Genomic DNA, 12,076 nt, shown 5'->3' on the forward strand with positions numbered 1-12,076 from the left:
GGTAAGACGACAACGCCACCGCAAGGTGGCGTTTTTCTTTGCCTAGCAGCTGCGCGATCGCTTCATCAGTGGTTCTAGTGCGAGTGCTTGTGCGCGCAATGCTGGTGTGGGTGATCATGTCCATCGTCGGCAGCAACCTGCATGGACGGCGTACCGCAGGGTTCGGTACCGCAATCGCCGCTCTCTACTTGCAAGGTGACGTGGGCGATGTCGAAGCGGTCATGCAGCAAGGTGCCGAGGGCGTCGCGCAGGCGATCGCGGTCGATGGTGTCGCCGACCACCACGTGCGCGGTGAGTGCGGGAGTGCTGGAGGCCAGCGCCCAGACGTGCAGGTCGTGCACGTCGTCGACGCCGGGGTAGCTGGTCAAGGCCTGACGCACCTGCGCCAGGTCGATGCCTTTGGGGACGCCTTCGAGCAGGACGTTGATCGCTTCGCGCAGCAGCACCCAGGTGCGTGGCAATACCCACAGGCCGATCAGCACCGCCAGCACCGGGTCGATCCATTGCCAGCCGGTCCAACGAATCAGCAAGGCGCCGATGATGACTGCCACCGAGCCGAGCATGTCGCTCCAGACTTCCAGATAGGCGCCCTTGACGTTGAGACTTTCGCCGCTGCCGGCATGCAGCAGTTTCATTGCGATCAGGTTGATCACCAGGCCGAAACCGGCGATCAGCAGCATGCCGTTGGAGGAAATTTCCTGTGGTGCGCGGAAGCGTTGTGCAGCTTCCCAGAGGATGTAGGCGCCGACACCGAACAGCAGCGCGCCATTGACCAATGCCCCCAACGCTTCGAGACGGACATAGCCGTAGGTGCGGCGCGCGTCCGCCGGGCGACGGCTCAAACGCACCGCGAGCAGGGCGATCATCAGACCGAGCGTGTCGGTCGCCATGTGCGCCGCATCCGACAACAGCGCCAGGCTGTTGGACACGAACGCGCCGATGACTTCGGCCACCAGAAAGGTGGCAGTGAGGCCAAGCGCCCACCACAACGGTGTTTCGTGGCGGATTTCGCTGGGTGCGTGGTTGTGATCGTGTCCCATGGGGTGCGGTGGCCTTGTGCGATGCGCGCACCTTAGGCGCGTGCGATGGCGGAGACTATTACACCTGCGCGTGATGACATCACATCACGTGAGCGCGACGCGACGCCTGATTGTCCAGGCCGAGTAGCGACTCGGAGCGGCTAACAAACGCTCTCGAACGCCGCAGCAATGGCGGCAATGTGCGGACCACACTGTCTTCGTTGGCGGGCGGGGAGTGATGCCGTCTTGGTAGTGACGTTGCTCAGATGGAAAGAAGCCGACCAGACCGCACCTCATCAGACAGCCGCGCTGCATGCACTGCTTGCCATGCATGCATTGCTTGCCCTGCTTGCAATCACGCGTACCGACCATCCCGACCGGTCCTTGCCCGCCCAGCGTCGCGGGACCTTACGCGGCATTCCTGCCGCGTAAGGTCCTACACGGACGTACTTGCGGCGTGTCCCGTGATGGTGGGCGGGCAAGGGCCTCGCAGCCAGGCCGCAGATCATCCGCTCTACAGCCGACGCCCCCGTTTGATCAACTCTCCAGACGAATGCTAACTGCCACTCCGGCAACGCGTCCTTGACGGTGGACGTAGACGCTTTGTTAGCGGCTCTCAAACCTTGGCCACCAGCTTGACCACACTCGAAAAATCCAGCGCGCCGTTGCCGGCCGTGCTGTTCATCGCGTAGAGGTTGCGGGCCAGTTCGCCCAGCGGGATCGATACGCCGGCCTGCACCGCAGATTCGGCCACCAGGCCCAGGTCCTTGAGCATCAGATCGTTGCCGAAGCCGCCGCTGTAGCCGCGCGAAGCCGGTGCGTTGGGCAGCACGCCGGGCCATGGATTGCAGACTTCGGTGGCCCAGCTACGTCCGGTGCTGACCGCCATCATTTGCGACAGCACTGCCGGGTCCAACCCCTGCGCGACGCCAAGCGCCAGCGCTTCGCCGGTGGCGGCCATGATCACGCCCAGCGCCATGTTGTTGCATAACTTGGCGACCTGGCCGGCGCCGTTGTCGCCGACGTGGAAAATGTTCTTGCCCATGGCTTCCAGCACCGGACGGGCGCGCTCCAGCACGTTGGCGTCACCACCGACGATAAAGGTCAGCGTGCCGGCGGCGGCACCCGCGGTACCACCGGACACCGGCGCGTCCAGCATCGCCAGCCCGCGCGCGTGCGCGGCATCGGCCACCTTGCGTGCAGACACCGGCGCAATGGTGCTGCAGTCGATCACCAGCGCGCCGTCGGGAATCTGCATCAGGATGCCGCCATCGCCCAGATACAACCCTTCCACATGCCGGCTGGCCGGCAGCATCGAGATGACGATCTCGGCATCAGCCAGGGTGTCGTGCGCCGAGGTTGCTGCGTGCGCGCCGGCGGCCGATGCCGCATCCAGTGCGCCCTGCACCAGATCGAAAACGCGTAGCTGGTGCCCGGCCTTGATCAGGTTGGCGGCCATCGGACCGCCCATGTTGCCCAAGCCGATAAAAGCGATCTTGCTCATCGTGTCGATCTCCAGAGTGGAGCAGGTATCAAAAGGGTCGGGAGGCGTTCAGCGCGCAATGCCGCTCAGCGCCGCAAACAGCGTTACGCACGCAGCATTGCGCACGCAATCTGCGCGGTGGTTGCATGGTTGCGCCAGACCTGCGGAGCATGCGGCTGTCATGCCGGTTGCGCGCCAAGATCTGCCAACGGATGCTGCGCGGCCGGCCATGGCGCTTTGAAAAAGTCAGCCGCCCATTGCGTATTGGCGTTGCTGAGCGATGCTGGCTGCCACTGCGGCTGGCGATCCTTGTCGATCAGCAACGCACGGATGCCTTCGGCAAAATCGCCGTGGGCGGCGGCGTGCAGCGCCACCACATATTCGGTGCGGAAGGTATCGGCCAGCGTCGCGGTGCCGGGATGACGTTGCAGTTCCCATGCCAGCCGTGCCGAGCCAGGCGCGCCAGCGGCCAGGGTCGTGCGCGCGGCTTGCAGCCAGCTGTCCTCGCTTTGCAGGGCCTGGATCGCCCCCACCACCTGCTCCAGCGTGTCGCCGGACACCAGTTGCTCGATCAATGCCGCATGCAGCTGCAGCGGGCCCGGCTCCAGCGGCTGCGCGATTCCATGCAAAAACGCACCGAGTTGCTCACGATCGTTGCCGGCATCGCTGGTCCACGCATGCGCGCTCAAGGCATCCAGCACGGCGCTGTATTGCGCGTGCTCCAATCGCACATCGGCCAGACCGGCGTAGATGGCATCGCTGGCATTGAGCGGTGCGCCGGTCAAGGCGAGAAACACACCAGCGCCGTGCGGCACGCGCCGCAGCAACCAGCTGCCGCCCACATCGGGAAACAAGCCGACGCTGATCTCAGGCATCGCCAGCCGCGAACGCTCGGTGACCACGCGATGGCTGGCGCCGGACATCAGGCCGATTCCGCCCCCCATCACGATGCCATGGCCCCAGCACAGCAGCGGCTTGGTATAGGTATGGATGCGGTAATCCAGCCGATATTCTTCTTCGAAAAATGCGACGGCATGCGGATTGTCTTGTGGCCGTGCACGGCGCTGGGCCGCGTCGGGTACCGCATCGCGATGCGCGCGCATGCTCTGGTACAGCCCATGCAGATCGCCGCCAGCGCACAAGGCTTTATCGCCGGCGCCACGCAGCACCACGCAGGCAATCTGCGCATCGTCGGCCCATGCACTTAGCTGCGCGTCCAGCAGCCGGGTCATCTGCAGCGACAGGCCATTGAGCGTCTTGGGCGCATTCAAGGTTGCAATGCCGATGCGATGCCCGTCGGCACAATCGCACTGCTCGAACAGCACCGGCGCCTCGTCGATTGCGCTGACGTCCGTCATCAGCGGTTGCTCCACTGCGGCGCGCGCTTTTCCAAAAATGCGGCAACCCCTTCGGCCTGGTCGGCCTGCTCGAACAGATCGACGAAGGCTTCGCGCTCGGCAACCAAGGCTGCGGCGTGCGTGCCATGGCGGGTGGATTGCACCAGCCGCTTGCAAGCGGCCACGCTCACCGGACTCTGCTTGCCGGCACGCTGCGCCCACGCAATTGCCAGCGCACGCGACTCGCCCTTGCCCACCACCTCTTCGACCAGGCCGATACGGTGTGCGGTGGCGGCATCGATACGCTCGCCCAGCAGGATCATGCGTTTGGCCCAGCCTTCGCCGACCAGGCGCGGCAGGTTCTGCGTGCCGCCCGCGCACGGCAGCAACCCGACGCTGGCTTCCGGCAGCGCCAGATGCGCCTGCTGCTCGGCAATGCGCAGGTCGCAGGCCAACGCGCATTCCAGACCGCCGCCCATGGCATAACCGTTGATCGCGGCGATCGACACGCCGCGGAAAGCGCTCAATGCCTCGAATGCTTCGCCGAAGCGACGCGCGGCCTCGCGTGCAGCGGCCTTGTCGCCGTCGGCAAACTGTTTGAGGTCGGCGCCGGCGCTAAAGAACTTTTCGCCTTCGCCGGTGATCACCAGTGCATACACGCTGCGGTCGGCGTCCAATGCATGCACCAGGTCGCGCAAGGCGGCCAGGCTCTGCACGGTCCACGTATTGGCCGGCGGGTTGCTCAAGGTGACGATGGCGACATGCCCATCGCGCCCGACCTGCAAGCCGGTATGCACACGTCCTTCCCACGCGCTCATCGCAGTTCTTCCTCGCCGTTGAGCAGATGCCGCGCAATGATCATGCGCATCACCTCGTTGGTGCCTTCCAGGATGCGATGCACGCGACTGTCGCGCAGCAGGCGTTCGATCGGGTACTCGCGGATATAGCCGTAACCGCCGTGGATCTGCAGTGCGTCGTCGCAGATGGCAAAACCCGCATCGGTGGCAAAGCGCTTGGCCATTGCGCACCACACGGTGGCGTCGTGGCTGCCGGCATCGAGCTTGCGTGCGGCGGTGTGCACCATCTGCCGCGCGGCCACCAGTTGGGTCGCCATATCGGCCAGCTTGAATTGCAGCGCCTGGAAATCTGCCAGTTTCTTGCCGAACTGGCGGCGCTCACCCATGTAGCGACGTGCGGCATCCAGTGCGCCCTGCGCGGCACCCAGCGAGCAGGCGGCAATATTGATGCGGCCGCCATCCAGCGCCTTCATCGCCATCTTGAAGCCCTCGCCTTCCTTGCCGAGCAGATTGCCGGCCGGGATGCGCACATCACTGAATGTCACCCCGCGGGTGGGCTGGCTGTTCCAGCCCATCTTTTCTTCCTTGCGGCCGTAGCTGATGCCCGGCGCGTCGGCCGGCACTGCAAAAGCGCTGATGCCGCGCGCGCCATCGTCGCCGGTGCGTGCCATCACCACCAGCACATCGGTGGCGCCGGCACCTGAAATAAAGGCCTTGCTGCCGTTGAGCACGTAGCTGTCGCCATCGCGCTGGGCGCGGGTTTTCAACGATGCCGCATCCGAGCCGGCACCCGGCTCGGTCAGGCAATACGAACCCAGCTTGGCCCCGCTGGTCATCGCCTCGCCCCATTGCGCACGCACGCCGTCGTTGCCGTAGCTGGCAATCAACCATGTCGCCATGTTGTGGATGCTGATGAAGGCCGAGGTGGACGGATCGACGGTCGCCAGTTCCTCGAATACCACCGCCGCATCGAGTCGACGCATGCCCAGGCCGCCCACGCCTTCGTCAGTGTAGAGGCCGCAGAAACCGAGTTCGGCGGCCTTGGCAATCGCCTCGCGCGGGAAGTAGCTTTCTGCGTCCCACTGTGCCGCGTACGGGGCGAGTTCCTTGTCGGCGAAGTCGCGCGCGGCGGCGCGGAACGCTTCCTGCTCGTCGTTCAGATCGGCCGCGTTGGCGTGTAGCTGGATGGCTGCATTCATGGCGTTGGGGTCACTTGAGAGAGATGGTGGTATTGACGCCATGGCCCAGCGTCTGGTCGTCGAACCAGCGCGCGGTAACGGTCTTGGTCTGGGTGTAGAACATCACCACCTGCTTGCCGTACGGGCCCAGGTCGCCGAGCTTGGAAGCGCGCGAGCCGGTGAACGAAAACAGCGGCACCGGCACCGGAATCGGCACGTTGATGCCGACCTGGCCCACGTCGATGTCTTCCTGAAAACGCCGCGCGGCGGCGCCGGACTGGGTGAACAACGCAGTGCCGTTGCCGTTGGGATTGGCGTTGACCAGCGCGATCGCATCGTCCAGCGTGTCTGCGCCCAGGATCACCAGCACCGGCCCGAAGATTTCTTCGTCGTAGATGCGCATGCCCGGCGTGACGCCGGAGAAGATCGTCGGGCCGACGAAGTTGCCCTGTTCGAACCCGGTCACGGTGGGGCTGCGACCATCCAGTTCCAGCGTGGCGCCCTGCTCCACGCCGGAGGCGATCAAGCCCTCCACACGCTCGCGCGCCGCACAGGAAATCAGCGGACCGACGTCGGTGCCCTGGGCGTTGCCCGCGCCCAGCTTCAAGGTCTTGGCCTTGGCGACCAGGGCAGGAATCCACTGCCGCGCGTCGCCCACCAACACCAGCGTGGAGGCGGCCATGCAGCGCTGGCCGGCCGCACCGAATGCGGCGCCGACCATCGCATTGAGGGTCTGTTCCTGATTGGCGTCCGGCAGCACCACGGCGTGATTTTTGGCGCCCATCATGCATTGCACGCGCTTGCCGGCCAGCGATGCGCGGCGATAGACGTGCGTGCCCACCTTGGTGGAGCCGACGAACGACAGCGCCTTGATGTCCGGGTGGTCGCACAGTGCGTTGACCACCTCTTCGCCGCCGTGCACCACGTTGAGCACGCCCTTGGGAATGCCCGCTTCCAGGGCAAGTTCGACCAGGCGCATGGTGACCATTGGGTCCTGCTCGGACGGCTTGAGCACGAAGGTGTTGCCAGTGGCAATCGCCATCGGGAACATCCACAACGGAATCATTGCCGGGAAGTTGAACGGCGTGATGCCCGCGCACACGCCTAGCGGTTGCAGCAGGCTGTAGGTATCCACGCCGTTGGCGACGTTGTTGGCCAGCTCGCCCAACTGCAGATTGCCGATCGCCGCGGCGTGCTCCACCACTTCCAGCCCGCGGAACACATCGCCTTCGGCATCGGCCAGGGTCTTGCCCTGCTCGGCGCTGAGCAGCGCGGCCAGCTCGGGCATGTGCTCGCGGATCAGCTGCTGATACTTGAGGAAGACGCGTGCGCGGGTGCCGATCGGCGTCTTGCGCCAGCTGACGAAGGCGCGGCTGGCGGCGGCCACTGCGGCGTCGACTTCAGCCGTGGTGGCGAACGGCACCTGGGCCAGTACCGACTGGTCGGCCGGGTTGACCACGTCCTGCCACTGGTCGCTGGCGGAGACCAGCATTTCGCCATCGATCAACAGGGACACGCGGGGGACGGATTCGCTCATCACAGGGTTCGCTCGCAGAAGACATCGGGCCGGCTGGCCCAGTACTTCGCATTGTTCGCAGCCCAACCTGCCATTCCCAGCCCACATCTGCTTAATCGCGCTAAGCTGGCCGCACAATTTTGCGAATATTGCGAATGCCCCAGTCCTCGCCGCCCGTCCTCCGCCATCAGCTCGGCCTGCGCCTGCAGCGGCTGCGGCAGCGCCACGGCCTGACCCAGGCCGAGCTGGCGCGCCGGCTGGCGTTATCGCCGAGCTATCTCAACCAGATCGAGCGCAACCAGCGCCCGCTGACGCTGGCGATCCAGCAACGGCTCAAGGCCACGCTGGGCGATCTGGACGGCCTGCTGGATCTGGACGACCCAGCCGCCCTGGCCGACCCGCTGGACGAATCGCTGCGCAGCCTGGGCCACACGCTGTCGCCGGCCGAGCTGCGCGCGCTCACCGGCAACCTGCCGCAGGTGGCGCAGGCGCTGCTGGATCTGCACCGCGCCCATCAGCATCTGCTGGAGCGCAATGCCGCGCTGCAAATGCAGATCGGTATTGAGCATGCGGCGATGCCGTCGCTGTCGCCGGGCGAGCAGGTGCGCGATTACTTCAACCGCGCCCATAACTACCTGCCCGAACTGGATGAGCGCGCCGAGGCGTTGTATGCCGAACTCGGCCTGACCCCGGAAAACCTGCCGCTGCGGCTGCGCCAGCGCCTGGCCGATCGTCACGGCCTGCTGGTGCAGGAGGCGCCCGATCTGCACAGCGACAAACGCAGCGTGGATGCGCAGGCGCGCGTGTTGTGGCTGCCCGCCCATCTGCGGCCCGGCCAGCAGGCGTTCCAGATGGCCGCGCACCTGGCCTTGCTGGAATGCGCACCGTTGCTGGACGCGCGCATCGCCGATGCCGGGTTCGAGGATGCCGAGCGCATCGCGCTGTCGCGGATCGGGCTGTCGAATTACTTCGCCGGCGCGCTGGTGATGCCGTACAGCGATTTCCTGAACAGCGCGCAGCGCTCGCGCTACGACATCGAGTGGCTGGCGGACCGCTTCGGAGTGGGCTTCGAGGCGGTCTGCCATCGTTTGAGCACCCTGCAACGACGCGGTGCAGCCGGGTTACCGATCTTCTTCATGCGGGTGGATCGCGCCGGCAATGTCTCCAAACGCCACTCGTCCACCGACTTCCACTTTTCGCACGTGGGCGGCGCCTGCCCGCTGTGGATCGTGTACGAGGCGTTCAACCAACCCGACCGCATCCTCACCCAGATCGCGCGCATGCCCGATGGCCGCCGCTATTTCTGGCTGGCCCGCCAGGTCAGCAGCGGCGCCCCCGGCTACGGCCGCCCGCGCAAGACCTTTGCGCTGGCGATGGGCTGCGACCTGCGTCATGCCGACCAGCTGGTCTATGCGCGCGGCTGGGATCTGGGCGCGGTGGACGATGCCGTGCCGATCGGGCCGGGCTGCCTGACCTGCGAGCGCAGCGACTGCGTGCAGCGCGCATTCCCCGCCCTGCCCCGGTTGCCGGTCAGCACGCGCTAGCGAGACCACACCACGCAATTGCCACCTGGGCAACGTTTAGTCGCCTGGCACGCACCCACGCCAGACTGTGACGAAGCAAACGCTAGCGCTGCACTGCAGCATTCCAAGCCGAGATAGCTCACGCAAAATGCTTCATTGGAATGGAATGACTCGCGCTTCTACCCTGAAGCGGACACATGCAGGACAGGGGGACGCCAGCGCGATTGTCGATTGTCGATCGTGAAGCGCCGCAGCAACGCACTTACCGCAACCGCACCACCGCACCACGCCATGTCCGCTCGATCGCGCCAGACCTACATCGGCGCCGGCGGGCCGCATCAGCCGCCATCACCTTATTCGGTCACTTAGTCCTGGGAGGGATCAACCGATGCCTGTTCACCACACCGGTCACTCGGCCAGCCGGCGCCTGCGCCGCACGCCGGTCCGCGACGTCCTCTGCACCACCATCGCCTTCGTGCTGGCCACCGCGTTCAGTGCGCAGGCACAGGACACCGCGCCCGCCGCGCCGCCGGCCAACGCCACCAGCAGCAGCGCCGCCAACGCGCAGGCACCGGTGACGCTGGACAACATCACCGTGATCGGCCAGCGCGCCAGCCTGAATCAGGCCGTGCAGGCCAAGCAGATGTCCGATCACGTCATGGAAGTGATCTCTGCAGACAACATGGGCCAGATGCCCAACGTCACCGTGGCCGAAGCGCTGGTGCGCCTGCCCGGCGTCAACGGCACCCGCGACCGCGGCAACGAGAGCCTGGCCACCGTGCGCGGCCTGGGCCCGCGCATGACCATGGGCACCGTCAACGGGCGCGAGATCGCCTCGTCCGAACCCAATCGCGCAGTGCGCTGGGAAGTGTTTCCCACCGAGATCGTCTCCACCGTCAAGGTCTACAAGACCCAGTCGGCCGACCTGGTCGCCGGCGGCCTGGCGGCGACCGTGGACATCTCCACCATCAGCCCGCTGGACTACACCGGCCCCGGCTTTGTCGGCACCGCCGGGCCGGTGTTCTACGACCACGCTAAGGACGTGGACGGCTACACCCCGTGGGGCAGCCGCTTCGGCGCCAGCTGGGTGCACAAGTTCAACGACAATCTGGCCGTGGCCTTCGGCGCCACCTATCAGAAGCAGAAGAATGCCAGCTCGTCGATCGGCAGCTGGGGCTATACCGATGCCACCACCTCGCGCGACGTCGATGGCGATGGCACCGTCGATCCCACCCCGTGGGGCGCGGCCGACCAGCTCAAGCTGATCGAGCAGACCCGCACCGGCGCGATGGGCACCGTGCAGTGGCGCTCGGGCAATTTCGAGTTGAAGTTCGACGGCTTGTATTCGCGCATCGAGATCGACGAAGACCAATTGCAGAACTGGTTCAACGGCCTGGCCTTCAGCACCTTTTCCGGTGCGACCAACCCGTACACCACGCCGGGCTCGTCCTACACCATCGTCGATGGCGATGTGGTGGCCGGCACCTTGGCCAATTCCAACCTGCAGGTCGACCATGTGGTCAGCCACTACAACGAGGTCAAGACGCTCACCGCCGGTGGTTTGAACGCCAAGTGGAACGGCGATGTGTGGACCTTGGGCAGCGATCTGTCGTTCTCGCAGGCCAAGCGCGACAACGTTTGGCAGGCAGTGCGCTTCGGCAGTAACCCGGACACGGTGTCGTTCGATTTCCGCCGCAGCGTCACGCCCACCATCAGCACCAGCTCGGACACGCCCGAATACGGCATCGCCGGGCAGACTCAACCGCAGGCACTGCGCGACAAGATCGCTGCGCTGGCGCTCAATGCCAGCCGTGCGGTGGACGCAGGCCCGTTCACCTCGCTGGAATTCGGCGCACGCGCCGCAAGCCGCGAAAAGCAGAACCGAAATTTCATCGGCAACCAGTCCGGCTACGACCAGCCGATTTCGGCGTATCAGGGCTTGATCTACCCGGTCACCATGCCGGACTTGAATGTGCCCACGCTCACCGGCGGCAACATGGCCGAGATCGCGCGCATTGGCTTTGGCGGCTTCGATCCGGCCGCGCTCGATGAGCAGATGCTCGACCACTGGAACGTCAAGGAAGACGTGCGCGAAGCCTTCGCCAAGGCGGTCTTCAGCTCGCAGCTGTTCGGTACCGATGTCACCGGCAATATCGGAGTGCGCCTGGTCAACACCAAGACCACCAGCGACGGCTTCGATTCGGTCGGCGGCACCGTGCAGGCCAGCAGCGACAGCAAGGAGTACACCGACGTGCTGCCCAGCGCGACGCTCAACTTCCTGATCGACGATCAACGCATCCTGCGCTTTGCAGTGGCCAAGGTCATCGCACGCCCGCCGCTGGACGAGCTGCGCACCGGCCGTCGCCTGGACGACCCCACCGTGACCGTCGGCCAGCTGACCGGCAGCGGCGGCAACCCGCAGCTGGACCCGTTCAAGGCCACCCAGGTCGATGTGTCGTACGAGTGGTACTTCCACAAGGAAGCGCTGGCGGCATTGGCGGTGTATCGCAAGGAAGTGGATTCCAGCATCGGCTACCGCACCGACCGCGAAGTGATCAACGGCCTGGATTACCTGGTCAGCGCGCCGTTCAATGGCGGCGGCGGCTACATCAATGGTGTGGAACTCACCTTCCAGACGCCGTTCTTCTTTATCCCGCACATGGAAAACTTCGGCGTCTATTCCAACTATTCGTTGGTGGATTCCAACCTCAAGGAATTCTCTCCGGAAAACAACCCGCTGCCGCTCAGCGGCCTGGCCCGCAAGACCGGCACCTTCGACCTGTGGTACAGCAACGGCACTTTCGAAGCGCGCGTGGGCTACAAGTACCACAGCCCCTACACGGTGGTGTACGGCTGGAATGCCGCGCGTCTGGCACGCCTGCAGAGCGAAGGCACCGTGGATCTGAGCTTGAACTGGCAGTACAGCAAGCAGCTGGGCTTCCGCTTCCAGGCCGGCAATCTCACCAACGAGCCGCTGCGTGCCTACACCGACAACAAGCCCAACCGTCTGGCCAATCAGGACGATGGCGGCTACCAGCTGTTCGGCCGCCGCTACCAGCTGGAAGCGACGTACCGGTTCTAAGAGCAGCTAACAAAGCTACTGTGCTCACCGCCAGGCGGGCGCGGCCGGTGCTCGATGCGGCTTGTACCACTCGTACACTCCGCTTCTGAGCGCGCCGTCCACACCCACCTGACGACTGCCCGCTACGTTTTTTTAGCCGCT

General features: G+C 65.3%; 8 protein-coding genes and 1 other RNA gene. 3 read left to right on the top strand and 6 right to left on the bottom strand.

The window, feature by feature from the left end; genetic code table 11:
• Positions 1–74 precede the first annotated feature (74 nt).
• From ASF90_RS02385 to ASF90_RS02410, 6 genes are all read right to left on the bottom strand, one after another.
• Positions 75–1,040: a cation diffusion facilitator family transporter gene (locus ASF90_RS02385; protein ID WP_055845373.1), complete on the bottom strand. Its 966-nt coding sequence runs from the start codon at positions 1,038–1,040 to the stop codon at positions 75–77.
• Between the two features lie 595 nt (positions 1,041–1,635).
• Entirely contained in the window at positions 1,636–2,538 is a 903-nt protein-coding gene (gene mmsB / locus ASF90_RS02390) for a 3-hydroxyisobutyrate dehydrogenase (protein ID WP_193552587.1), read from the bottom strand.
• Between the two features lie 143 nt (positions 2,539–2,681).
• Positions 2,682–3,875 carry an enoyl-CoA hydratase/isomerase family protein gene (locus tag ASF90_RS02395; RefSeq protein WP_193552563.1) on the bottom strand — a complete coding sequence of 398 codons (1,194 nt, stop codon included), beginning with the start codon at positions 3,873–3,875 and terminating at the stop codon, positions 2,682–2,684.
• Positions 3,860–4,657 (bottom strand): enoyl-CoA hydratase, encoded by a 798-nt coding sequence (locus ASF90_RS02400; protein WP_055845378.1) that lies wholly within the window; start codon positions 4,655–4,657, stop codon positions 3,860–3,862. The genes ASF90_RS02395 and ASF90_RS02400 overlap by 16 nt, the downstream gene beginning before the upstream one ends.
• Entirely contained in the window at positions 4,654–5,835 is a 1,182-nt protein-coding gene (locus ASF90_RS02405; RefSeq protein ID WP_055845381.1) for an acyl-CoA dehydrogenase family protein, read from the bottom strand. Before ASF90_RS02405 ends, ASF90_RS02400 begins: the two co-directional genes overlap by 4 nt.
• Before the next feature lie 10 nt (positions 5,836–5,845).
• The gene (locus ASF90_RS02410) at positions 5,846–7,351 is read right to left on the bottom strand and encodes a CoA-acylating methylmalonate-semialdehyde dehydrogenase (protein ID WP_055845385.1); all 1,506 of its coding nucleotides are present in this window, start codon (positions 7,349–7,351) and stop codon (positions 5,846–5,848) included.
• Positions 7,352–7,485: 134 nt separating this feature from the next.
• On the opposite strand from ASF90_RS02410, the gene ASF90_RS02415 reads away from it, so the two are divergent.
• From ASF90_RS02415 to ASF90_RS21205, 3 genes are all read left to right on the top strand, one after another.
• Positions 7,486–8,874, top strand: a complete 1,389-nt coding sequence (locus tag ASF90_RS02415; protein WP_055845388.1) for a short-chain fatty acyl-CoA regulator family protein — start codon at positions 7,486–7,488, stop codon at positions 8,872–8,874.
• A 367-nt stretch (positions 8,875–9,241) separates the two neighbouring features.
• Positions 9,242–11,935 carry a TonB-dependent receptor gene (locus tag ASF90_RS02420; RefSeq protein WP_055845391.1) on the top strand — a complete coding sequence of 898 codons (2,694 nt, stop codon included), beginning with the start codon at positions 9,242–9,244 and terminating at the stop codon, positions 11,933–11,935.
• A 61-nt stretch (positions 11,936–11,996) separates the two neighbouring features.
• A non-coding RNA gene (locus ASF90_RS21205) (sX9 sRNA) lies at positions 11,997–12,073 on the top strand.
• The last annotated feature ends 3 nt before the right edge of the window (positions 12,074–12,076 follow it).

The organism is Xanthomonas sp. Leaf148 (genome assembly GCF_001423585.1).
Classification (GTDB): Bacteria; Pseudomonadota; Gammaproteobacteria; order Xanthomonadales; family Xanthomonadaceae; genus Xanthomonas.

Bases quoted from the DNA above. Each gene is read 5' to 3' on its own strand.
- ASF90_RS02385 (WP_055845373.1), bottom strand. From the start codon at position 1,040: ATGGGACACGATCACAACCACGCACCCAGCGAAATCCGCCACGAAACA.
- ASF90_RS02400 (WP_055845378.1), bottom strand. From the start codon at position 4,657: ATGAGCGCGTGGGAAGGACGTGTGCATACCGGCTTGCAGGTCGGGCGC.
- ASF90_RS02405 (WP_055845381.1), bottom strand. From the start codon at position 5,835: ATGAATGCAGCCATCCAGCTACACGCCAACGCGGCCGATCTGAACGAC.
- ASF90_RS02410 (WP_055845385.1), bottom strand. From the start codon at position 7,351: ATGAGCGAATCCGTCCCCCGCGTGTCCCTGTTGATCGATGGCGAAATG.
- ASF90_RS02415 (WP_055845388.1), top strand. From the start codon at position 7,486: ATGCCCCAGTCCTCGCCGCCCGTCCTCCGCCATCAGCTCGGCCTGCGC.
- ASF90_RS02420 (WP_055845391.1), top strand. From the start codon at position 9,242: ATGCCTGTTCACCACACCGGTCACTCGGCCAGCCGGCGCCTGCGCCGC.